Annotated in this window: 23 protein-coding genes and 1 tRNA gene; 17 read left to right on the top strand and 7 right to left on the bottom strand. The window is 32.3% G+C overall.

Annotated elements, in window-relative coordinates; genetic code table 11:
* Window positions 1-4: 4 nt before the first annotated feature.
* From PK35_RS15090 to folP, 3 genes are read right to left on the bottom strand one after another with little or no spacing between them, the layout of a single operon-like run.
* Window positions 5-790 carry a diadenylate cyclase gene (locus PK35_RS15090; protein ID WP_044627405.1) on the bottom strand — a complete coding sequence of 262 codons (786 nt, stop codon included), beginning with the start codon at window positions 788-790 and terminating at the stop codon, window positions 5-7.
* A gap of 40 nt (window positions 791-830) precedes the next feature.
* A complete protein-coding gene (locus PK35_RS17220) occupies window positions 831-1,505 on the bottom strand; it encodes a hypothetical protein (RefSeq protein WP_131474422.1) in 675 nt (224 codons plus the stop codon).
* A 26-nt stretch (window positions 1,506-1,531) separates the two neighbouring features.
* A complete protein-coding gene (gene folP / locus PK35_RS15100; RefSeq protein WP_044627406.1) occupies window positions 1,532-2,362 on the bottom strand; it encodes a dihydropteroate synthase in 831 nt (276 codons plus the stop codon).
* A 104-nt stretch (window positions 2,363-2,466) separates the two neighbouring features.
* Here folP and PK35_RS15105 point away from each other — a divergent pair, with 104 nt between their 5' ends.
* The 14 genes from PK35_RS15105 to PK35_RS15170 all read left to right on the top strand — a co-directional run bounded on the left by PK35_RS15105 (window position 2,467) and on the right by PK35_RS15170 (window position 14,877).
* Window positions 2,467-3,003, top strand: coding sequence for a DUF1599 domain-containing protein (locus PK35_RS15105; RefSeq protein WP_044627407.1), 537 nt, complete (start codon window positions 2,467-2,469; stop codon window positions 3,001-3,003).
* Between the two features lie 49 nt (window positions 3,004-3,052).
* Window positions 3,053-3,400, top strand: coding sequence for a four helix bundle protein (locus tag PK35_RS15110; protein ID WP_052826031.1), 348 nt, complete (start codon window positions 3,053-3,055; stop codon window positions 3,398-3,400).
* A gap of 133 nt (window positions 3,401-3,533) precedes the next feature.
* Window positions 3,534-4,853: a BT_3928 family protein gene (locus tag PK35_RS15115; protein ID WP_044627409.1), complete on the top strand. Its 1,320-nt coding sequence runs from the start codon at window positions 3,534-3,536 to the stop codon at window positions 4,851-4,853.
* A gap of 62 nt (window positions 4,854-4,915) precedes the next feature.
* A complete protein-coding gene (locus PK35_RS15120) occupies window positions 4,916-5,992 on the top strand; it encodes an ABC transporter permease (RefSeq protein ID WP_044627410.1) in 1,077 nt (358 codons plus the stop codon).
* A gap of 6 nt (window positions 5,993-5,998) precedes the next feature.
* Window positions 5,999-6,370, top strand: a complete 372-nt coding sequence (locus tag PK35_RS15125; protein WP_044627411.1) for a hypothetical protein — start codon at window positions 5,999-6,001, stop codon at window positions 6,368-6,370.
* Between the two features lie 2 nt (window positions 6,371-6,372).
* A complete protein-coding gene (locus tag PK35_RS15130; protein WP_044627412.1) occupies window positions 6,373-6,864 on the top strand; it encodes a TlpA family protein disulfide reductase in 492 nt (163 codons plus the stop codon).
* 82 nt (window positions 6,865-6,946) lie between these two features.
* Complete coding sequence (gene tpiA, locus PK35_RS15135) at window positions 6,947-7,696, top strand: triose-phosphate isomerase (protein ID WP_044627413.1); 750 nt, start codon at window positions 6,947-6,949, stop codon at window positions 7,694-7,696.
* 274 nt (window positions 7,697-7,970) lie between these two features.
* Complete coding sequence (locus PK35_RS15140; protein ID WP_044627414.1) at window positions 7,971-8,393, top strand: Ig-like domain-containing protein; 423 nt, start codon at window positions 7,971-7,973, stop codon at window positions 8,391-8,393.
* A gap of 100 nt (window positions 8,394-8,493) precedes the next feature.
* Window positions 8,494-10,446 (top strand): tetratricopeptide repeat-containing sensor histidine kinase, encoded by a 1,953-nt coding sequence (locus PK35_RS15145; RefSeq protein WP_044627415.1) that lies wholly within the window; start codon window positions 8,494-8,496, stop codon window positions 10,444-10,446.
* Window positions 10,436-11,074 (top strand): response regulator, encoded by a 639-nt coding sequence (locus PK35_RS15150; protein WP_044627416.1) that lies wholly within the window; start codon window positions 10,436-10,438, stop codon window positions 11,072-11,074. Before PK35_RS15145 ends, PK35_RS15150 begins: the two co-directional genes overlap by 11 nt.
* A gap of 142 nt (window positions 11,075-11,216) precedes the next feature.
* The gene (locus PK35_RS15155; RefSeq protein WP_082048601.1) at window positions 11,217-13,436 is read left to right on the top strand and encodes a T9SS type A sorting domain-containing protein; all 2,220 of its coding nucleotides are present in this window, start codon (window positions 11,217-11,219) and stop codon (window positions 13,434-13,436) included.
* A 116-nt stretch (window positions 13,437-13,552) separates the two neighbouring features.
* Window positions 13,553-14,389: a 50S ribosomal protein L11 methyltransferase gene (prmA, locus tag PK35_RS15160; protein ID WP_044627418.1), complete on the top strand. Its 837-nt coding sequence runs from the start codon at window positions 13,553-13,555 to the stop codon at window positions 14,387-14,389.
* 16 nt (window positions 14,390-14,405) lie between these two features.
* Window positions 14,406-14,681, top strand: a complete 276-nt coding sequence (locus PK35_RS15165; protein WP_044627419.1) for an ATP-dependent Clp protease adaptor ClpS — start codon at window positions 14,406-14,408, stop codon at window positions 14,679-14,681.
* A 122-nt stretch (window positions 14,682-14,803) separates the two neighbouring features.
* Window positions 14,804-14,877 (top strand) — tRNA-Arg (locus PK35_RS15170).
* Between the two features lie 106 nt (window positions 14,878-14,983).
* Here the strand turns inward: PK35_RS15170 and PK35_RS15175 are convergent.
* The 4 genes from PK35_RS15175 to PK35_RS15190 all read right to left on the bottom strand — a co-directional run bounded on the left by PK35_RS15175 (window position 14,984) and on the right by PK35_RS15190 (window position 19,965).
* A complete protein-coding gene (locus PK35_RS15175) occupies window positions 14,984-16,006 on the bottom strand; it encodes a LacI family DNA-binding transcriptional regulator (RefSeq protein WP_044627420.1) in 1,023 nt (340 codons plus the stop codon).
* 145 nt (window positions 16,007-16,151) lie between these two features.
* Window positions 16,152-17,477 (bottom strand): xylose isomerase, encoded by a 1,326-nt coding sequence (gene xylA / locus PK35_RS15180; protein ID WP_044627421.1) that lies wholly within the window; start codon window positions 17,475-17,477, stop codon window positions 16,152-16,154.
* Between the two features lie 11 nt (window positions 17,478-17,488).
* A complete protein-coding gene (locus PK35_RS15185; RefSeq protein WP_044627422.1) occupies window positions 17,489-18,979 on the bottom strand; it encodes a xylulokinase in 1,491 nt (496 codons plus the stop codon).
* Entirely contained in the window at window positions 18,979-19,965 is a 987-nt protein-coding gene (locus tag PK35_RS15190; protein ID WP_082048602.1) for a GntR family transcriptional regulator, read from the bottom strand. Before PK35_RS15190 ends, PK35_RS15185 begins: the two co-directional genes overlap by 1 nt.
* A 220-nt stretch (window positions 19,966-20,185) precedes the next feature.
* Between PK35_RS15190 and PK35_RS15195 the strand changes: the two genes are divergently transcribed.
* Genes PK35_RS15195 through PK35_RS15205 form a run of 3 tightly spaced genes read left to right on the top strand, consistent with a single transcriptional unit; the run spans window position 20,186 to window position 23,031 of the window.
* On the top strand, window positions 20,186-21,232 hold the full coding sequence (locus PK35_RS15195) for a polysaccharide lyase family 7 protein (RefSeq protein ID WP_044627445.1): 1,047 nt from the start codon (window positions 20,186-20,188) through the stop codon (window positions 21,230-21,232).
* Window positions 21,233-21,234: 2 nt separating this feature from the next.
* On the top strand, window positions 21,235-21,726 hold the full coding sequence (locus PK35_RS15200; RefSeq protein ID WP_044627424.1) for a gluconokinase: 492 nt from the start codon (window positions 21,235-21,237) through the stop codon (window positions 21,724-21,726).
* 30 nt (window positions 21,727-21,756) lie between these two features.
* Window positions 21,757-23,031, top strand: coding sequence for an Nramp family divalent metal transporter (locus PK35_RS15205; RefSeq protein ID WP_044627425.1), 1,275 nt, complete (start codon window positions 21,757-21,759; stop codon window positions 23,029-23,031).
* The last annotated feature ends 91 nt before the right edge of the window (window positions 23,032-23,122 follow it).

A 23,122-nucleotide genomic window follows, 5' to 3' on the forward strand; every position in this document is an offset into this window, starting at 1 on the left:
TAGTTTAATTTAAATCTTTTTTAATAAGGGAGTTAAGTTCGTTAGTGTCTTCGTAAATAACAAATTCACCATCTTTAAAATACGAAATTTGTCCCGTTTCTTCACTTACAACCAGCGCTAAAGCATCTGTTTTTTCGCTTACCCCAATGGCTGCTCTATGGCGCAAACCAAAGCGTTGCGGTATGTTTTTTTCGTTATTAACTGGTAAAATTACGCGGGTTGCTTTTACAATATTGTTACTGACTATAATAGCGCCATCGTGTAACGGGCTATTCTTAAAAAAGATACTTTCTATTATAGGTTGCGTTACTTTTATATTCATTTCATCGCCAGAAGAGGATAAAAAATCGAGGTTGTTATTGCGTTCAAAAACAATTAAAGCTCCCGTTTTAGACATGCTCATTTTATTACAAGCAGAAATTATGGCATCGACATCTGTGATGTTTTCGTCTTCGGTTTTTAAAAAGCTAAAGGGTTTTAAAAATTGCTTTCGTCGGTTAATGTTTGTAGAACCAACCATGAGTAAAAATTTCCTTATTTCGGGTTGAAAAACAACGATAAGCGCAATAATACCAACCTTAATAAAACCTCCAAAAATACTGGTAAGCAGTTGCATGTTTAAAAACTCGGTAAGTTTCCAAACCAAGTAAATAATAATGATACCAATAAAGATATTGATAGCCACTGTACCTTTAATAAGTTTGTATATGTAATAGAGTAGTAGGGCAACTAAAATTACATCGATAACATCTACAACGCTAAATTTTAAAATGTCTTTAAAAATCTCCAAAAGCAATAGGTTTTAGGTAAATTTAATAAAAATGAAGTAATCAATTTATAAATTCGGTATTCGATATTTTAAGATGATTAATTTGATTGTTTTCAATAAGCGCTTTGTATTTGATATACTCTTGAAATGTTAGATTTTTTGAAAACCGCAGGGAAATTACAGCGTTTTTATTAAAAATGGTATTCAAGTTGTTTATGAAATCGCTTTCGGTGGTTTCAATTATAAAAGGTTTTTTTTCAGGATTAATGATGAAGATTTTTCCGTTATCATCAAAAAAGATGTTTTTAGTAGTCACTTGAAAATCTAGTGGTAAATTTTGGATTGTTAATTCTTTTTTATCTTGATAAAAGGTGTTGGTGAATTCAATAAACCCTAAATTGTTTCTACTAATATCATTACAGGTGAAGTAATTTTTAGCTTTATTGTTTTTATGGCTCGCATTGGCCTTTTTTTCTTGAAGGAATTTTATTCGAGGAATAACTTGTTGTAATGTTAAACGTTTATCAATATTTACCAGCCAATTTGTGGTGCCTATTAAATTTTTACGGTTGAGCAGAACACTGTCTTTTTGTGTTTCATCGTAAAAAATATATGCCGCCGAAACATCTTTAACATCATATATCTCGGAATGATTTATTTCTGGTAATTGTACCGTTTTTTCATTTCCGCAGGAAAAAAATAAAATACCAATTAAGAGTGAAAAAATATATTTCATAACATCTAACATCTAACATCTAACATCTAACATCTAACATCTAAAGCTTCAACCAATTTCACGCATTCAACGGCTTCTTTTACATCGTGAACACGTAATATTTTAGCACCTTTTTGTAAGGCTATGGTGTTTAAAACGGATGTGCCATTTAGTGCTTCTTTTGGAGTAATATTTAGTTTTTTATAAATCATCGATTTTCTAGAAACACCTGCAAGCAAAGGTTTTTCAATCATTTTAAATAACTCCATTTTGTTTAAAAGCTCATAATTCTGCTCCAAGGTTTTAGCAAAACCAAATCCTGGATCTATAATAATATCTTTAATTCCAAGCGTTTTTGCTAATGCTAATCTTTCAGAAAAATAAAATAGAATATCTTTAACCAAATCGTTGTAAGTAGTTTGTTGTTGCATGGTTTTTGGTGTTCCGCGCATGTGCATCATAATATACGGTACATGCAAATCGGCAACACATTGTAGCATGTTCTCATCTAATTTTCCTGCCGAAATATCGTTTATAATGGCTGCACCAGCTTCAATACTTTGTTTTGCAACTTCGCTTCTAAAGGTGTCTATAGATAGTAAGGCTTCAGGAAACGATTTTAAAATTGACTTAATAATGGGAATAATTCGGTTTAATTCTTCGGTTTCGCTTACATGGTCGGCATTAGGGCGTGAACTATAGGCGCCTAAATCTATAAAAGTTGCGCCATTGTTTAGCATGTTTTCAACATGATTTAAAATGTCTTTTTCATTTTTATGCTTACCACCATCAAAAAAAGAATCTGGAGTTAGGTTTAAAATACCCATAACTTTTGGTGTTGATAAATCGATGAGGTTTCCTTTACAATTAATTGTCATTCATACCGTTTTGAGGGTTGTTTGTACTTCGTTGAAAAACTTTAAAGCTTCAACTTTGTACTTTAAACTATTTAGGCGAAATTTACGCAAAATTCGATTTATTTATGCAAGAAACCTCAAAACAATACGATGCTGTAATAGAAACTTGTAAAAGTTTATTTGTAAAAAAAATGAGTGATTATGGTAGTGCGTGGCGTATTTTGCGTTTGCCATCGCTTACCGATCAAATTTTTATAAAAGCACAACGTATTCGAGGGTTGCAAGAAAATGATGTAAGAAAGGTAGATGAAGGCGAAGTAAGCGAGTTTATAGGCATTATAAATTATTGCATTATGGCCTTAATTCAAATTGAAAAAGGTGTTGTAGATCAACCCGATTTAAGCACCGAAGAGGCAACAGAATTATACGAAAAGCAAGTCGCCATTACCAAGAAGTTAATGGAAGATAAAAATCACGATTACGGTGAAGCTTGGCGCGATATGCGCGTAAGCAGCTTAACCGATTTAATTTTACAGAAATTACTTCGTGTAAAAACCATTGAAAACAACAAAGGAAAAACCTTGGTTAGTGAAGGTATTGATGCCAATTACCAGGATATGATTAATTATTCGGTTTTTGCTTTGATTCATCTAAAGGAGTAAAATACCAACATTATAAAACCCAAATTCCAAAATTAATATCTAAAAACAATTGACTACTAAAACCTTTAATCTTGAAGAACGTACTTTCGAATTTGCTCGAGATTGTCGGTTTTTGTTTAAAAAGATAACAAAGTCGATTTCTAATATTGAGGATGGAAAACAATTAATTAGATCATCAGGCTCGGTAGGAGCAAATTATATTGAAGCTAATGAAAAGTTAGGAGCAAAAGATTTAAAATTTAGGTTAAAAATAGCGAGAAAAGAAGCAAAAGAAAGCGTGTATTGGTTGAAACTTTTAAAAGTAATGAATGAAGAATTTAAAACTGAAATCACAGCCTTAGAAATTGAAGCCAACGAGTTACGAAAAATATTATCAGCAATAATTAATAAAGTTTAATTCATGTATGTTATTGGAATTTAGTTCAACTTGGAGTTTGGAATTTTAAAAATTGGAATTTAATTTCAAAGTGTTAAACTAGAACTTAGTAATTGAGAACGGTATACATTCAAATAGAAACAAACATAAAATAGTGAAAGTCATAGTATCAATCAGTAGAATATTTGTAGGTGTTTTATTCATCATATCCGGATTAATAAAATTAAACGACCCACTTGGGTTTTCGTATAAATTACAAGAATATTTTAGTCCAGATGTGCTTAATTTACCATTTTTAGAACCGTACGCACTCATGATTTCGGTAGTTGTTGTGGTTTTCGAGGTGGTTTTAGGTGTGTTTTTACTAATTGGTTACAAACCCAAATTTACAGTTTGGAGTCTCTTATTAATGATTGTGTTTTTTACATTTTTAACCTTTTATTCGGCGTATTTCGAGAAGGTAAAAGACTGTGGCTGTTTTGGCGATGCCTTAAAATTAACACCTTGGGAAAGCTTTACAAAAGATTTAGTTTTACTGGTATTGATATTAATTTTATTTATCGGTAAAAAATACATAAACCCCATATTTGGAAGGTTAGCCGTTACGGTAATAGCTTTATTAAGTTTTATTCTATCCTTGTGGTTTGGGTACCATGTGTTAATGCATTTACCAGCAAAAGATTTTAGAGCTTATAAAATAGGAGCCAATATAACCGAAGGTATGAGTGTGCCAGATGATGCGCCAAAAGCCGAAACAGAATATTACTGGAAATTTAATGTCAATGGTGAAGAAAAAATAATCACTACCATGGGGTCCTATCCATCGGTTGAAGGTGAGTTTATTGGAGTTGAAACAAAAGTAATTAAAGAAGGTTACCAACCACCAATTTATGATTTTTCAATTGAAACAGAAGACGAAGACTTAACCACACAATTTCTATCTGAAGAAAATTTAATAGTGGTTATCTCGTATAGTTTAGAGAAAATTGAACGTGAAGGCGCTTTAAAATTGAAAGCATTACAGGATAAAGCAAGAGCAAATCGATACCAAATTATAGGTTTAACAGCTTCAGGAGAAGAAACTAAACAGCAAATAAATAAACTATATAATTTAGATTTTACTTGGTATTTATGCGACGAAAAAGCTCTGAAAACAGTAGTACGATCGAATCCTGGAATTATAGAACTTGACGCCGGAACTGTAAAACAAAAAGTACACTGGAATGATGTTGAAAGTTTAGAGTTGCCTAAAGTTGAAAGGAAATCAGAGCCATTAAAAGTAGAACAAGAAATATTATACCTAATTGATAATAAGGTGTCAAGTAAGGCAGAAGTAGATAGTTTAAAAAAAGATAATATAGAAGCGATTCGTGTTTTTCATGACAACAAAAAAGCTACAGATTCAATATCCAAATTATATGGTAAAGATTATGGAGGCATTGTTATAATTGAACTAAAAAAAGATAGTTTATAAACAATAAACAATAAACAATAAACAATAAACAACAAACAACAAACAACAAACAACTAACAACACTGATAACCTACCTTTTAAATAAAACCACATACGCAATACTCACCTTATTTGGTGTGGTAACCGTGATATTCTTTTTATTTAACGTATTACCAGGCGATCCTGCGCAAATGATGCTGGGGCAAAATGAAGACAGTGAACAACTAGCTTTAGTAAAACAAAAATACGGTTTCGACAAGCCCATAACAACGCAGTATTTTTATTATTTAAACGATTTATCACCAGTATCGTTTCATTCAAAAAGCAATCAAGATTATACCTTTTTAACAGAAGGAAAGTACAATGCAGCAAAATTATTCTCAATAGGAAATACCACAGTTGCACTAAAGTTCCCATATTTACGCGAATCGTTTACCAAACAAGGTAAAAAAGTTAGCGATGTATTAAAGGAAACCTTGCCAAATACTTTTGTTTTAGCGGTTTCGGCCATTATAATTGCTATGATTTTAGGCGTTGTGTTAGGAATAGTTTCAGCGCTTTATAAAGACCAATGGCTCGATAAAACCATTCAAATATTTAGTACATTCGGTATGAGTGTGCCGTCATTCTTTAGCGCCATTTTGTTTGCATGGTTATTTGGTTTTGTGCTTCATAAGTACACTCATTTAGAAATGACAGGAAGCCTTTACGAACTCGACGATTTTGGCGAAGCCATGCATATTAAATGGAAAAACCTAATACTTCCAGCGGTGGTTTTAGGTATTCGTCCGTTGGCGGTCGTTATTCAGCTTATGCGCAACTCATTGCTAGAAGTTTTTAATCAAGATTACATTCGTACGGCGCGAGCTAAAGGATTAAGCGAATACCAAATTATAAAAAAGCATGCTGTTAAAAATGCCTTAAACCCGGTGGTTACGGCAATTTCTGGTTGGTTTGCATCCATGTTGGCAGGTGCAGTATTTGTAGAATATATTTTCGGGTGGAATGGCCTTGGCAAAGAAATTGTAAACGCTTTAAATACTTTAGATTTACCAATAATTATGGGCGCTGTATTAATAATTGCCATTATGTTTGTAATTATTAATATTCTTGTCGACTTAATATATGTTTGGTTAGATCCAAAGGTAAAACTTAATTAAAATATTATGGGAATAGAAGTATTTAATAAAGAAATTAGAAATCTAATTAAGCAATCGCAGGATCCAACCATTGCTTTTGTCCAGCAGAAATTTGTACAAAGTGGATTTGATAGTTATTATGGTTTTTTTGGTAATTTTTTGCTTAATTATGGGCTAGTTTCTTTTAGTTGTTCTATGAGAGAGAAAAAGCCCGAGTATAAACCATATTTCAATTTCAGAGATTCAAATGTTTTTGGGTATGATGGAGGAATTTATTATCTAACGGACCAATTTCATAATTTTAATAAATGTCATTATTTACATGCTCATCAGATAGTGTCTCTACTTAGAACAGTAAATATTAGTGAACTGGAAAATTGGAAAAATCATTTGGTATAGTTATGAAAAAACTAAGTATAGTTACGTTAATTGTTGTAGCATTTTTAAGCTGTAACTCAAAAGAACCAACAACATTTTCACAAGAAGCTTTAAACGATACCTTTATTAGTTTAGCAGGAAAAAAAACGACTTTACAATCCATTTTAAATAAACACAAAGGAAAAACTATAGTTGTTGATATTTGGGCATCATGGTGTAAAGATTGTATTGGCGGCATGCCCAAAGTAAAAGCTTTACAAGCCAAACACCCCGAAGCGGCGTATGTATTTTTATCGTTAGATAGAGGTGAAGACGCATGGAAGCGTGGTATTAAAAAGTATGAAGTAAAAGGCGATCATTATTACATGCCAAATGCGAAGGATTGTAAATTTGCAGATTTCGTAAATATTAGCTGGATTCCTAGATATATGGTAATAAATAAAGCTGGCGAAATCGTTGTATTTAATGTTATTGAAGCTGATGACGAAAAGTTGCTAGAAGCTGTTAAAAATTAATTATTTTAGCAACTCAATAATCTAATATCAATTAACTTAAATAAAATTAATTCCTTCTATTTGTGAAGGTTATTAAAACATTATGAGAAAAAATATAGTAGCTGGAAACTGGAAAATGAATAACGATTTAGCACAAACTCAAGCGTTAATTACCGACTTAAAAGCACAAACCAAAACCACTAATGCCGAGGTTATGGTAGCACCAACATTTACCAATCTTTATAGTGCATACGAAGCGTTAAAAGAAACTGATATCGAGGTGGTTGCTCAAAACATGCACTTTGCCGAAAATGGTGCTTATACCGGCGAAATTAGTGCTGCTATGTTAAAAAGTGTTGGTATAAAAACCGTAATTCTAGGCCATAGCGAGCGTAGAGAATACTTTAATGAAACCGACGAACTTTTAGCTAAAAAAGTAGATGCCGCATTAGCAAACGACATGCGTGTTATTTTTTGTTTTGGCGAGGAGTTAGCCGATAGAAAATCTGGAAACCACGAACAAGTCGTAGAAGACCAAATAAAAAACGCTTTATTTCACCTAAAATCTTGGGACTATAAAAACATTGTTTTAGCCTACGAGCCAGTTTGGGCTATTGGAACAGGCGAAACAGCTACCCCAGAGCAAGCACAAGATATGCACGCACATATCAGAAAAACGATTGCCGATCATTATGGTTACGACACAGCAAACAGCGTATCGATTTTATATGGCGGTAGTGTAAAACCAAACAACGCGCAAGAAATATTTGGTAAGCCAGATGTAGACGGTGGTTTAATTGGAGGTGCTTCACTTAAGGCCGAAGATTTCTTTGCTATTGTAAATGCATTTTAAAAAATAGACAATTAGGGCGTTACCTCGCTAAGGCGAGGTCGGGCTTTCGCGAGTCGCTCTCTGCGAGGAGCTCCAACAAACGCTCAATCCCTAACGCGGGCATATTTGCCAAAGTCAGTTATAAAAACTAAAACCTGTTAAGTTTAAAAGTGCTTAGCAGGTTTTTTTGTTTCTAAGGGTATTCCCCGATTTTTTTAAATCAAGGAATACCCTTAATTATTTTTTATGGGGCGATTATAAATTGCAACTTGTTATTAATCAATTAATTTAGTTTATGAAAAACTCAAAATTTATTTTTGCACTTTTTGTAACAACTTCACTTCTAGTAAAGTGTAAATGTTCAGACGATGAACCTATTGAACATGATGTTGAAGCTCCAGTAATTACAATTATTTCTCCCAACAATAATCAACTGTATTATCCAAATAGCGAAGCAGAGAATTTATATACCATTGTTGTTTCCGCAAGTGCAACGGACAATAATAATGTAAAAAGTGGTAAAGTAACAATAACAGATGAAAATGGAATAGGAGAAATGCACTCGGAAAACGGTTACGAAGTTTATACATCATTTAGTAAGGCAAACGAAGGTGTTTATATTTTAACTTTTGAATTTGAAGATTATAATGGAAATGTAGCATCAGAAAAACGTATTGTTTATTGTAAACTTAATAATGATGATACTGATGCAAATTAGTAGTTTTTAAAATAATTAAAAACAAGTACATTAAAGTTTAAATATTATTGTTGAATTAAATAATTGGCTACTTTTAACAAGTAGTTTAAAATCAATTCGTTTGAAAACCAAAACCCATAGTGTTCTTACAATTTTAATTTTAATAAGTTATTGGTCTATAGCGCAAACAAATTCTATAATTGATAGTTTGAAGCAACAATTATTAATTGAAACCAGTAGCGTAAAAAAATGTAGTATTTATAACAATCTTGTGAGAAATTATATTCATAATTCACCTAAACTATCATTGCAGTATAACGATTCTTTATCTGCCTTAAGCATGAAAATTAAGCATGAAGAATTACACCTGTTATCCATGTATAATTATTCGGTTGTTTATAGAGTTTTAGGCGATACGCCACAGGCTTTAAGTATTTTAATGGATTACAAAAAAGCCGTCGAGAAAAAGAAAGATACTGGAAATTTAATTCCAACCTATTACCAGATTGGAGTTAGCCACATGGCTCTAGACAACAAAGTAAAAGCTGTAGATTATTTATTAAAATCGTTAGAACTTTCAGAACTAACAAACGCTAAAGATCGTGCCTTAATAAACCTAAATGCTTTGGGCGCTATTTACGATCAAATGGGACAGTACGAAAAAGCACTTTCCTATTATAAAAAAGTAGAAGCATCCTATTTAGAAACAGGAAATTTACATGATTTAGGTTTAATTTATAATAACATTGGAATTGCTTATAAAAACCTAGATAGTTTAAATTTAGCTTTAAATTATTTTCAAAAAGGATATGATATAAGTAAAGATGGTAATGATTTAACCGTAAAATCTTTTCAATTAAGAAATATTGGACTTATTAAGCAGTCTGAGCAAAAATATAATGAAGCCGAACAAAATTTTATTGAAGCTTTAAATATTAGAAAAGACATAGGAGAACAATTACCGCTTTGTGGCTCTTATTACGATTTAGGGAACCTATATCTGCAATTAAAAAATACAGAAAAAGCCAAATTTAATTTAGAGAAATCTTTACAAATATCAAGAAATATTAAGTCGGCAAATAATGAAGCTCTTAGTTTAATTGCCTTGTCTCAAGTTTACGAAAAACTGGGTAATATTAATAAGGCCTACGAGTTTTATAAAATGGGAAAGGTATTAAACGATAGTCTTCAAAATAATGACTTAAAAGAAAAAGTAAACAAATTAGATAAACAGTACCAAACCGTAAAAAAAGACAAAGAACTTGCAAAACAAGAATTAGAAATTAAAGAAAAAGAGGTTCAAATTCAAAAAAAGAGAACACAAATTAATTATATGATTGGTGTTGCAGGCTTTTTATTAGTATCCTCAATATTATTATGGTTTTTATTAAAACAACGACAAAAACGTAAAAATCAAGAAATTTTAGCCCTAAAAAGAGAGCATCAAGTAAAAACCTTAGAATCGTTAATAGAAGGCGAAGAAAAAGAGCGATTGCGATTAGCAAAAGAATTACATGATGGCGTAAATGGCGATTTGTCTGCCATAAAATATAAATTAACCTCGTTATTAGAGCTTAATAATAATGTTATAAAAGAAGCTATCTCTATGATAGATGATTCTTGTACTCAAGTAAGAGCCATTTCGCATAACTTAGTACCGCCAACATTAGAAAGTTTCAATTTAATTGAGGCTACCGATGCATTTTGCCAAAATATGGATGAATTATCAGAGCCAAAAATAACATTTCAGTTTTTGGGAGATACCATAAATCTTGATAAAAAAGTTGAGGTGAATATCTATCGTATTATTCAAGAATTGGTAAATAACAGCTTAAAACATGCTAATTCCACAGAAATAAATGTACAAATTAGCTTTCATAATACCCAAATACAAATCACAGTAGAAGATAACGGACAAGGATATAATACAACCAATAGTAATGTTACCGGGATTGGGTTAAAAAATATTCAATCTAGAATAGATTATTTAAAGGCTGAAAAAGATGTGGTTTCAAATAAAAATGGAACTTCATATACCATTGAAATTGATATAAATAAGTTAAATGAAGATTAATATTTCCATAACCGACGACCATAAAATGGTGCTTCAAGGTATACAATCTATGTTAAATAATACCCCAGAAATTAAGGTGGTTGAAACTTATGAAACAGCACAAGAAACCATTAATGGTTTAGAAAAACAATGTCCAGATGTATTATTGTTAGATATTAATTTACCAGATATAAATGGTATAGATTTGAGTAAGCAATTATTAAAAAAACACTCAGATTTAAAAATTATTGCGCTTACTAATTTTGAAGACATTTCGTTTGTAAAACGTATGCTAAAACAAGGCGTTCATGGGTATTTACTTAAAAATACCGATAAGTTAGAAATATTAGAAGCCTTAAAAACAGTGCTTTCTGGAGAATTATATTTACAAAAAGATATTCAAAAAAAATTAATCAATCAAACACCAAAACAAACGTTTAATAATGGTTTAAATATAAAATTAACTAGAAGAGAACAAGAAGTATTGCAAGCAATTTCGGAAGAATTAACCACTCATGAAATTTCAGAAAAACTCTTCATAAGTCCAAAAACTGTAGAAACTCATAGGTCTAATATTATGCTTAAGTTAGGTGCAAAAAACAGTGTAGGCATGATAAAAATAGCTATCGAAAATGATTTACTGACTTAAGTAAATAAGTGCTATTTTTTAACTAAGGGTTTACACCTATTTTTTATTTTCAGGGGAAACCCTTAAAAATCCTTTTCTTTTTCAATTTAATTTTAAAACATCTAATAATCAAATCTTTAATGATGTTTTAAAACTAAAAAAAATGAAAACAATTACTTGCCAAAGCAATCTGCTAAAATCCCTAATTCTTTTTTCGCTGTTTTTAATGTTTAGTATAACAGTTGGTTATACTCAAATTTATAGTGGAAATTTAAGAATAAGTTCTCAAACAGAAGTAGACGATTTTAACTACACAGAGATAACAGGAAATTTAATAATTATTGAAAATTCTGCAACACCAATTTCTAACCTTACGGCGCTAAACGCGTTAGTAGAAGTAGGTGGTAATGTATTAATAAACAATAATACTCTAATTACAGATTTATCAGGTTTATCAAATTTAACAACAATTGGAGATGACTTAAGTTTTTATGGAAACACCAATCTTAGCTCGTTAAATGGACTACAAAATTTAACTAACGTTGGAGATGTAATTAGTATTTCTAACAACGATGCTTTAACTACTTTATCTGCTTTAAATAATGTAACTAGTGGTGTTACAAGTGTAATTATAAATGGAAATGACGCCTTACCCGATCTTGATGGATTTAATGGGCTTACCGCGCTACCCAATGGGGTTACTATATCTTATAATAATGGTTTACAGACCATAAGTGGGTTTGCTAATTTACAAACAACCGAAACGGTTACAATTAATGCTAATGCTATTACAGGTATTAGCGGATTTAATAATCTAACAACAGTAAATAGCTCATTAACAATTAGCGATAATATAAGTAACCTTAATTTTTTGGGGCAATTAACAACTATCGGGCAAGATTTGGTTTTAGCAAACACATCACTTACTTCGTTAAACGGACTTACAAATTTGAGTACAGTTGGTGGCTTGTCGTTACAATATAATAACGCATTAATATCGTTAGTAGGTTTCGAAAATATTACAAACCTATCAAGATCCTTGTATTTGTTTGATAATCCAAATATTTTGTCGTTATCTGGGTTAGATAATCTAACAACAATTGGTGATGGTATAACCTTAAATTTTAACGACTCTTTGGCAGACCTTAGTGCATTAACAAATACATCAGTTACTGGAAATCTTTATGTTTCAAACAATGCATCGCTTACAAATTTTGATGGTTTTCAAGCCATAACACAACTAAATTCACTTTTTGTAAATGAAAACCAATCTTTAGTAAACTTTACAGGTTTAAGTAATTTGGCTACAATCACACAATATCTTCAAATAAATAATAATGTTTCATTAACAAGTTTAGCTGGTTTAAATAGTTTAAATTCTATTGGTACATATTTAAATATAGATAGTAATACAGCGTTATTATCGTTAAATGGTATTAATAACTTATCTACAATAGGTGGTCATTTATCAATCAATCAAAACAATGCTTTAGTATCTTTAACTGGTTGTGAGTCGCTTACTGCAATCAATGGAGATGTTTATGTTAAAGATGGTGCATTAAGCACCATTAGTCATTTAAATAGTCTGACTACAATTGGTGGAGATTTAACCTTTATTTGTGATAGTTTAAGTGCTTTAACTGGGTTGGAAGGATTAACAAATGTTCCAGGACTTCTTAATATTTCAAACTGTAACACATTAACAGATTTAAGTGGTTTAGCTAATGTAACAAGTGTTGGAGGAGAATTAAGAATTGGAAATAATGAAATGCTAAGCACTTTAACAGGATTAGAAAGTTTAACTTCAATAGGAGGTTGTTTAACGGTAAAAGGCAACGCCATGTTGAATAACTTAGATGGATTAGATAATATAACCTCTATTGGCAGTTGTTTTTATGGGTTAGAAGGTCGATCTAAAAACAGATTAAACAATATAGCCATATCCATAGGCGGCTTATATGATTATGAAGGCAATGGAAATCTTTACGATTTGTGTGCTATTTCTGCATTAGTGGCAAGTGCAGAAGTTGCAGAGAGTGAAATTATTATAGGGCAAAACCTTTATAACCCTACATATTTAGAGGTTCAAAATACTGCAACTTGTGCAAACGCAGCCCTTTCAATAAATGACATAGAATCAAATTCCATAAACATTTATCCAAATCCTGTAAACCAATTTTTAAATGTTAATGTTTCTGGATTAAAAAATCTAGATATTACAACATTAAGTATTGATTTATATAATTTAGAAGGTAAATTATTGTTCACAAAAAATCTTAAAACATCCAATGTTAATTTAGCAGAATTAAATAATGGGTTTTATTTTTACGTTTTAAAAACTCCAAATGCTGTTTTAAAGCGAGGCAAAGTAATTAAAAACTAAGTCGCAAAAATCGAAAGTAATAATTTATTCTAGCCCTGTTTTTTCAATAAACAGGGTTAATTTTTATGGTTAGGAAGTATTTTAAAGTAGTTATCTTTGCAGCCTAAAAATAGCATATGTCAAATACAATATATTTAGGGTATTATTTTAAGGTAGAACCACAACAACCCGCAGTCGAAATCTTAATAGCAGAACTAGGGTATGCTGGTTTTGAGAGTTTTGTTGAAACTGAAGAAGGCGTAACCGCTTACATTCAAAAAGAAGAGTGGCATGAGGCTATTCTTGAAGATATTCAAATATTAAGTTCTGATGAATTTGACATTTCATTCACCTTTGAAGATATAGAGCAAACTAATTGGAACGCCGAATGGGAAAAGAATTTTAACCCAATAGTAGTTGATGATACTTGCGCGGTTCGTGCACCATTTCATGAGGCTTTTAATGTGGAATATGATATCGTTATCGAGCCTAAAATGAGTTTTGGTACAGGGCATCATGAAACCACGCACATGATGATTCAGCATATTTTGAAAAATGATTTTAAAGGAAAATCGGTTTTAGATATGGGGTGTGGTACTGGTGTGTTAGCCATTTTAGCCGAAAAGAAAGGGGCGAAGCCTTTAGATGCTGTAGATTATGATAATTGGTGTTACTTAAACAGTTTAGAAAACGTTGAGCGTAACAATTGTGAACATATTACAGTTATAGAAGGTGATGCATCGGTTTTAAAAGGAAAATCTTATGATATTATAATTGCAAACATCAATAGAAACATTTTATTACAGGATATGGAAACTTACGTATCGTGTTTAAATAAAGGCGGATCTATATACTTAAGTGGCTTTTATAACGATGATATCCCGATGATTACGGCCGAATGTGAAAAACATTTGTTAAAATTTGAAGAAAAATTAGAAAGAAACAATTGGGTGTCTCTAAAATTTATAAATTAGTGAAAAAAGATAGAAAATGAGCAGCCAAGAAAAAACTTTAGAAGAGGTATTACTGCAAGAAGAAGTATCTACACAAAACGAAATTGTGCTTTTTAATGATGATGTAAATACCTTCGATCATGTTATTGAAACCCTTATTTATGCCTGTGATCATACAGCAGAACAGGCAGAACAATGTTCTTTAATTGTTCATTATAAGGGTAAGTGCACAGTGAAAACAGGAGTTTATAGCGACTTAAAACCACGTTGTTCTATGCTGTTGGAGGCAGGTTTAAGTGCCGAAATAGTTTAATACATCCTTTTTTTTAATTCCTAATTTTACTTGATATTCCTGGAAGTAAAAAAATCAACAAAAAATACTGAATATATTTTGGTGGTATGTTAATAAAATATATATTTGCACCCACAAAAAATGGCCGCGTGGCGCAACTGAATAGCGCACTTGATTACGGCTCAAGAGGTTGCAGGTTTGAATCCTGCCGCGGTCACAACAAAGAAAAGCTTCCAAGATAATTGGAAGCTTTTTTTATTTATATGATCTGCAAAAAAATTACACAAAAAGTCAGTGGCATGCTTTAATTAGAAAATAAAGAGCTACTGTCTTAAAGTAGATTTCCTTACTAAAAGTTCTGGTGTTAAAACGACATGCTTTTCTACTTTTATATTATTGGGGTTGTTAATTTGCTCCAAAAGGGCTTGTGCAGCAAATTTTCCCATTTTTAGAGGCGATTGATTAACAGTGGTAATTGAAAGTTCTAGAAATTTTGCAAAAGGCTCATTGCTAAAACCCATAACGCAAATGTCATCAGGAACGTTTTTGCCTTGGGCTTTTATTTCTTGTATGGCTCCAAAAGCTAAGTAGTCGTGAACTGCAAAAATTCCATCAGGTGGATTTTTTAAAGCTAACAAATCCCTAGTGTGTTTTTTACCTTCATCAATTTTGTATGGCGTTTTTATTACAATTTCAGAATCGAATTCCAAACCGTAATCTTCTAAGGCTTTTTTATAGCCTAAAAACCGGTCTTTAAAAATATCTAAAGCATGATTATTAGTTAAATGGGCAACACGCTTACAACCTTGTTTTATTAAATGTTCGGTGGCTATGTAGCCCGCTTCAAAATCGTTTGTGGTTACCGAACTTATACCTTCAATATCCTTTTTTCTATCAAAAAAAACAAAAGGAAATCCTTTTTTAACGAGGGTTTTAAAAGTATCAGAATTATCGATTTTAGTATTAGAAATCGACATCAAAATACCGTCAACTTGAGAGTTTATTAAAGAATTTATGGTTTCAACTTCTAATGTGCCTTTATCATAGGTTTGGCAAATAACCACTTGGTAGCCGTTTGGATTTAATTCTTCTTGAATACCTCGAATGGCCGAACTAAAAAAATTAATATCTATACGCGGAACAATAATTCCTATAGTGTTACTTTTACCACTTTTTAGTGCTTTTGCAAAAATATTTCGTTGATAACCCATCTCATCGGCAGTGCGTTGAATGAGTTCTAATGTACTTTGTTTTAATTTTGAACTATTGTTTAAAGCCCTTGACACCGTAGCTGTTGAAATTTTTAGCTTTTCGGCGATATCATAGATGGTGACTTTACTTTGCATTTAGAGAGCGTTTAAAAAGGCTAAATTAGGAGATTAGTTTGAAAAATTATCCTGTGGTATCATGCTGATTTCTTGATAAATAAAAAAATCCCTACAACTTTAACATTGCAAGGATTTTTTAACAAAATATTTTACAGTATCTATTTTAGATATACTGATTGATAATATTCTCAAACAACTCTTGTTTACCACTCTGTAATGGTAATTCCCCGTTTTCTTGAGCGATTTCATATAAATCGGTTAAACTTAATTTTCCAGCTTCAAAATCTTTTCCTTTTCCAGAATCGAAACTACTGTAACGTTCTTTCCTTAATTTATCATAAGGCGATGATGAGATAATTTTATCGGCAGTAATTAAAGCTCTAGCAAACGTATCGGCACCACCAATGTGAGCTAAAAATACATCTTCTAAATCGGTTGAGTTTCTTCTAATTTTAGCGTCAAAATTAACACCGCCACCTTGTAAACCACCGGCTTTTAAGAATACCAACATTGCTTCTGTTGTTTCTTGTATGTTGTTAGGGAACTGGTCTGTATCCCAACCGTTTTGGTAATCGCCACGGTTAGCATCTAAACTACCTAGCATACCTGCTTTAGCGGCCACCTCAATTTCATGCTGAAATGTGTGTTGTGCTAATGTAGCGTGGTTAACTTCAATATTAATTTTGAAATCTTTATCTAAACCATATGCTTTTAAGAATCCGATAGCGGTTGCAGAATCGAAATCGTATTGATGTTTCATCGGTTCCATGGGTTTTGGTTCAATAAAGAAGTTTCCTTTAAAACCTTGCGCTCTAGCGTAATCTCTCGCCATGGTTAAGAATTGCCCCATGTGGTCTAATTCCCGACCCATATCGGTATTTAATAAGCTCATGTAACCTTCGCGACCACCCCAGAATACATAGTTTTCACCGTTAAGTGCAATAGTTGCATCCAACGCTAGTTTAATTTGTCCACCAGCTCTGGCAACCACATTAAAATCTGGGTTGGTAGAAGCACCGTTCATATATCTTGGGTTAGAAAAACAGTTAGCTGTACCCCAAAGTAATTTTACGCCAGAAGCAGCTTGTTTTTCTTTTAAGTATTCGGTAATTACGGCCAAATTAGATTCTAATTCGCCAAACGACTTGCCTTCGCGTACTAAATCTACATCGTGAAAACAGTAGTAACCAAAGCCCATTTTTGTGATAAACTCAAAAGCAGCATCAGCTTTGTCTTTAGCCGCTTGAACCGCATCGTTTGATGCATCCCATGGAAAGTTCAAAGTTCCAGGACCGAATGGGTCGCTACCTTGCCCGCAAAACGTATGCCAGTAAGCTACCGAGAATTTAAACCATTCCTTCATGGTTTTTCCAGCAACTACTTGGTCTGGGTTGTAATATTTAAACGCTAAAGGATTGTCTGATTCCTTTCCTTCATATTTAATTTCTCCAATACCTTTATAGTATTCTTTGTTTCCTATTAATGCCATGTTTTTAAAATTTAGTTATTGTTTTTTAATATAATTTCTAATTCGTTTTTCCAGTTGTTATAAGCCTCTATGTAAGGCGCTTTGTCGTCTAATGGTTTGTAAGTCATTACATAATCATTTTCAATAATGCCTGTTCCAAAGCTTTCAAAATCACCTTCATGAAGTTTAGCAGCACGTGCAGCACCAATGGCGCCTGTAGTATTGTAAATTTCAATATCTTGATTGATTAGTGTTGCGACCGTATTTGCGAAAATTTCAGAACGGTATAAATTATCATTTCCAGCACGAATGACTGTAGGATTAATGCCGTCAGACTTTAATATTTCCATACCATACACAAACGAAAAGGCAATACCTTCAAGAGCCGCACGACATAAATGACCTTTATGATGATTATTGAGGTTGAGGTTTAAAATGCGTGTACCAACATCTTTATTGTTAAGCATGCGTTCGGCACCATTACCGAAAGGAATAATACAAACACCATCACTACCTACAGGAATGTCGTTGGTGAGCGCGTTCATGTCGTCGTAAGATTGAACGGCTAAATTGTTTAATAACCAACGGTATTGAATGCCTGCACCGTTAATACAAAGCAGTTTGCCAATACGAGCGTCGGTGCCTTTAGCGTAGTTAACGTGTGCAAAATTGTTAACACGCGAACTTTCTTTAACCGATAAGCTATCTGTAATGGCGTAAATAACACCCGAAGTGCCTCCTGTTGATGCAACCTCGCCAGGGTTAAAAACATTTAAAGATAAAGCGTTGTTAGGTTGGTCGCCAGCACGATAAAAAATAGGCGTGCCAACTTGTAATCCGCTAGATTCAGCACCAGCTTCATCTACAATAGACTGCTTGCCAAATGTATCGACGATGTCGGGTACTAAATCCCTGTTTATACCGTAATGTTCTAACAAAAATTCGGCGATATTATCTTTATTGAAATCCCAAAAAATGCCTTCAGATAAACCAGAAATAGTCGTGTTTATAGTGTCGGAGAATTTATAAGCGATATAATCTCCAGGCAACATAAACTTATAGATTTTTTCAAAAGTTTCGGGTTCATTTTCTTTAACCCAACGGAGTTTTGAAGCGGTAAAATTTGCAGGCGAATTAAGTAGGGCAGTGCTACATGTTGCTTCACCAATGCTAGTGAATGCGGTATTTCCAATTTCAACCGCTCTACTATCGCACCAAATAATGCTTTTTCGTAGTGGTTTTCCAGCTTTATCCACAATGACTAAACCGTGCATTTGGTAGGAAATACCAATGCCTACAATTTGTTCGCTGGTAATGTTGTTTTCGGTTTTTAATCTTGAAATGGCATTACAAACATGTTGCCACCAAATGTCTGGATCTTGTTCTGCCCAACCATTTTTTTCGGCATACATATCCATTTCTTGTTCTGGTTCTTGTACAACAGCAATACTTTTACTGGTTTCGGTATCTACCAGTGCTGCTTTAATAGAAGAACTTCCTATGTCTAATCCTAAATAATACATTACAATGATTCTCTTAAAATAAGTTTAGTGGGTATATATTTTTGTATTGATTGTTCTTGGTTTATAAATTGAGCTGCCATATTTCCCATGGCTTTAAAATCGGTTGAGATCACCGAAATGCCTTTGTAAATAAAAGGTTTCATTGGTGTTTCGTTGTAAGATAAAAATCCAGTATCTGTTCCAGGTTCTAAGTTTTTAGTACGGCATTGTTCTAAAAACAAGCCTAAAACACGATCGCTGACACTTAGGTAGGCATCACCTTTTTTTACTTCAAAATCTTTAATGTCTGTAATGACTTTATATTTAAAGTTTTCGGTATCGCAGTATTGCTTAAAGTGCGTAATGGTTTCAAACGGGTGATAGGTAAACGATGGATACACAAATACCAAACGCTTATACTTTTTAAAAGCTGATTTTGCATCTGTTAAAGCTTCCGCGAAAGCGTTACCAAAATCTTGAAACACATAATTGTTTGCTGAAGTTGAATGAATGTTCCAGTCGATTAATAAGAGTTTTTCGATATCAAAATCACTAAGAACTTTCGGCACTTCTTTGTGATTAAAATTCATTACCACATACTTGTAATATTTACCCTTGCTATTGTTTAATATCGTTTTAAAGTTATTGATATTATAATGATGAAATTGAACATCGACAATTACTTTTTTAGGTAAATTATTTACAAAAGCATGGTAAAGTACTTCTTTGTAAGCTTTAAAAGTGTCAAGTACTAAAAGGACTTTTCGAGTATCGTTTGCTACAAAATATCCTTTGTTAGGAACAGATTCTATAACGCCATTTTCCTTTAAAATAGAGTAGGCCTTAAACACCGTATCGCGAGACAGTTTATAGTCTTTGCAAATACTATTCACCGAAGGTAAGGCATCGCCACTGCTTAATGTGTTGTTAGCTAACGCATCGTTAACAGCATTTACAAGTTGCTGGTATTTAGGTGATTCTATATTTATATCAATTGAAAAATCCACAAACTGGTCTGTTCTGTTCTGGTTGGTAAAATTAATGGTTTTTTTAATTTGAAAGAGAAAATGACTTAAATTTTTTTAAAATATACTGGTAATGTAGACAATATTTAAATGTTAAAATTTTGGAAGTTAATTGTATTTCTGTATTTTTGAAAAAATTAATTGGTTAACCAGTTTGGAAAACCAATTAAAATATATACTAAACTTAAAAATAAGATTTACCATGAGAGCTTATATTTTTCTTGCACTATTAACTTGTTGTTTTAATTGTAAAAACAATACTTCTAAAGATATTCAAACAACAACAATACCTCAAAACACTGTACATAAACAATACCCAAGCGATGTTTTACCTTTTATGGATCAATGGAAGATTTTATTAGGAGATGGTACCCGTAGTGATGATTTAGTGAATTATAAAAAAGACGATTTTTTTTACGTAGAAAATGATGGTGACTATGATTGGGTAGTTTATAAAACACCAAACTCTGGAATTACTTCGCCAAATTCTGGAAATACAAGAAGCGAGATGGGGCAGAAGAAACATTGGAAGCCTATGGAAGGAGGAAAGTTAACAGGGACTTTAAAAGTTCAACATGTTTCAACTACAGGAGATGCACGTGTAGCGGCTTCTTTTGCAGTAGTTGTTGGGCAAATTCATGGAACCGAAGGGCATGAGAACGAGCCTTTAAAAATATTTTATAAAAAATTTCCTGGGCATACAAAAGGTTCTGTGTTTTGGAATTACGAAATTAATACTGAAGGTAGTAACGATAAACGTTGGGATTTTTCAACAGCGGTTTGGGGCTACGACATGTCTGTTTTAGGCTCTACTGCCCATACTTATCCTGACGAGCCAGAAAACGGTATTGCTTTAGGCGAAGAGTTTAGCTACGAAATTAATGTGTATAGAGGTATAATGTATTTAAAATTTATGTGTAACGGTCATGAAACGAAAACCTTTACAAAAAATTTAATTAAATCTGAATATATAAAAAAGGAGGACATACCACAACAAATAACAAATCTATATGCTAAAATTGGAAGAGATGGAACCGAAAAACCTTTAGCTTATACAGGTGAATTGCAAAACTTTAAGCAAGGCGCTTACAACCAAACCAATGGTAAAAAGCCCATCACCAATATGATTTGGAGTACAGGTTCTAATACTTATGATGGAGACATTGCTAAGCAGTATGCTCATGGAAGTTATGCTGAAGTTTGGTTTAGAAACTGCACAATAGGTGAGGGTGTAAAGCCTGAGATTTAAACATGGATTCACATATTGTAATTTATGTAATGGGAGTTTCTGGCTCGGGAAAATCTACTATAGGTAAAAAACTAGCAAACTATTTAAATATTCCTTTTTTTGATGGCGACGACTTTCATCCAGAAGTTAACGTACGCAAAATGGCATCTGGTAAAGCTTTAAACGATACCGACAGACAAAGTTGGCTTACTGACTTAAATACGTTAGCAAGACAACAATTAAAAAGTACGAGCTGTGTAATTGTGTGTTCTGCTTTAAAGGAAAATTATAGAAAAATCTTAAGTAAAAAAATTAATAATCAAGTAAAGTGGGTTCATTTAACAGGGACATTCGACGCCATATACAAAAGGTTAACCCAAAGAACAAATCACTTTATGCCACCAGAGTTACTTAAATCGCAATACAGTATTCTCGAATTGCCAAAAAACGCGATTTCTGTAGATATTGAAATGCTTCCTCAAGATGTTGTAAAACAAATTGTTAAAAATCTGTAGCATTAAAAAAGACCAACTAAATACCAAATTATGAATACCAACACAACAAAAAAAACGTTTTTACAAAAATTGTTAGCTATTGTTTTAGCATTTGGTCCAGGTATTTTTGCTATCGGCTATACTATTGGTACAGGAAGTGTAACTTCAATGATTGTAGCAGGAAGTACATTTGGCATGCAGTTGCTTTGGGTGTTATTGTTAAGTTGTTTGTTTTCGGGTTTGTTAATGTTTGTATATGGTAATTTTGCCTTAATAACTGGCGAAACAGCACTTTATGCATTTAAAAAACATATTAAATATGGCAAATTTTTAGCCATTTTAATTATTGTAGGAGTTTCTTTCGGTCAGTGGAATTCTTTAATGGGAATTTTAGGTATTTCTGCAAATATAATTTATGAGATTTTAGCAATTAATTTTGAGGGTGTAATTCCTTATAAATATGAAACCATTTTAATTACTGCAATTGTAATAATTAGTGTTTTTTATGGAATAATGTTAATTGGAAAATACACTTTTTTTGAGAAAGTTTTAGTCATTTTTGTAACTTTTATGGGACTTTCTTTTATAATTTCATTGTTTTTTGTGCAACCACTTCCTTTAGATGTTATAAAAGGCTTTTTACCTTCAATTCCTCAAGTTCCAGGTGGTAAAATGATGGTAGCCGCTTTTGTTGGTACTACAATGGCTGCAGCAACATTTTTATCTCGACCATTATTTGTAAAAGGTAAAGGTTGGACTATTAAAAATTTAGATCAACAAAAAAAGGATGCCATTACAGCAGCCATTTTAGTATTTGTAATTAGTGCATCGGTTATGGCTGTGGCGTGCGGTGCTTTATTTTTAGAAGGTAAAGTAGTTACAAAAGTTTTAGATATGGCTAATACTTTGGAGCCTATAGCTGGTAATTTAGCTGTTTCTATTTTCTTTTTTGGTACCCTAAGTGCCGGATTGTCTTCAATTTTTCCATGTTTACTTATTGCGCCATTGTTATTAGCCGATTACCAATCTGGTGAGCTAGATACTAATTCGCGTCAATTTAGAATAATAACTTTTATTGCTTGTTTAGTGGCTCTTATTGTGCCAATTTTTGGTGCAAATCCTATCGAAATGCAGATACTGTCGCAAGTATTTAATGTATTTGTTTTACCAGCAGTTATACTTGGTATTATTTTATTAGTTAACAATAAAAAAGTAATGAAAGGTTATAAAACTAATCTAGGGGTTAATATTGGTCTGTGTGCAGCATTATGTTTTTCGTGTATTATTTCTTATAATGGAGTTCTTGGTCTTTTAGAGTACTTTTAATATGTTAAAATTTTTAATTGAGTGATTCTTATTTTGTGGAATATATAAATAAATGTATATTTGGTAAACCAAACTGGTAAACCAATTTAAA

Source organism: Neotamlana nanhaiensis, from assembly GCF_000943555.1.
GTDB lineage: Bacteria > Bacteroidota > Bacteroidia > Flavobacteriales > Flavobacteriaceae > Neotamlana > Neotamlana nanhaiensis.

Excerpts from the sequence above, each read along its gene's own strand:
- PK35_RS17220 (WP_131474422.1), bottom strand. The coding sequence starts at position 1,505 with ATGAAATATATTTTTTCACTCTTAATTGGTATTTTATTTTTTTCCTGC.
- folP (WP_044627406.1), bottom strand. The coding sequence starts at position 2,362 with ATGACAATTAATTGTAAAGGAAACCTCATCGATTTATCAACACCAAAA.
- PK35_RS15105 (WP_044627407.1), top strand. The coding sequence starts at position 2,467 with ATGCAAGAAACCTCAAAACAATACGATGCTGTAATAGAAACTTGTAAA.
- PK35_RS15125 (WP_044627411.1), top strand. The coding sequence starts at position 5,999 with ATGGGAATAGAAGTATTTAATAAAGAAATTAGAAATCTAATTAAGCAA.
- PK35_RS15130 (WP_044627412.1), top strand. The coding sequence starts at position 6,373 with ATGAAAAAACTAAGTATAGTTACGTTAATTGTTGTAGCATTTTTAAGC.
- tpiA (WP_044627413.1), top strand. The coding sequence starts at position 6,947 with ATGAGAAAAAATATAGTAGCTGGAAACTGGAAAATGAATAACGATTTA.
- PK35_RS15140 (WP_044627414.1), top strand. The coding sequence starts at position 7,971 with ATGAAAAACTCAAAATTTATTTTTGCACTTTTTGTAACAACTTCACTT.
- PK35_RS15150 (WP_044627416.1), top strand. The coding sequence starts at position 10,436 with ATGAAGATTAATATTTCCATAACCGACGACCATAAAATGGTGCTTCAA.
- PK35_RS15155 (WP_082048601.1), top strand. The coding sequence starts at position 11,217 with ATGAAAACAATTACTTGCCAAAGCAATCTGCTAAAATCCCTAATTCTT.
- prmA (WP_044627418.1), top strand. The coding sequence starts at position 13,553 with ATGTCAAATACAATATATTTAGGGTATTATTTTAAGGTAGAACCACAA.
- PK35_RS15165 (WP_044627419.1), top strand. The coding sequence starts at position 14,406 with ATGAGCAGCCAAGAAAAAACTTTAGAAGAGGTATTACTGCAAGAAGAA.
- PK35_RS15175 (WP_044627420.1), bottom strand. The coding sequence starts at position 16,006 with ATGCAAAGTAAAGTCACCATCTATGATATCGCCGAAAAGCTAAAAATT.
- xylA (WP_044627421.1), bottom strand. The coding sequence starts at position 17,477 with ATGGCATTAATAGGAAACAAAGAATACTATAAAGGTATTGGAGAAATT.
- PK35_RS15185 (WP_044627422.1), bottom strand. The coding sequence starts at position 18,979 with ATGTATTATTTAGGATTAGACATAGGAAGTTCTTCTATTAAAGCAGCA.
- PK35_RS15195 (WP_044627445.1), top strand. The coding sequence starts at position 20,186 with ATGAGAGCTTATATTTTTCTTGCACTATTAACTTGTTGTTTTAATTGT.
- PK35_RS15200 (WP_044627424.1), top strand. The coding sequence starts at position 21,235 with ATGGATTCACATATTGTAATTTATGTAATGGGAGTTTCTGGCTCGGGA.
- PK35_RS15205 (WP_044627425.1), top strand. The coding sequence starts at position 21,757 with ATGAATACCAACACAACAAAAAAAACGTTTTTACAAAAATTGTTAGCT.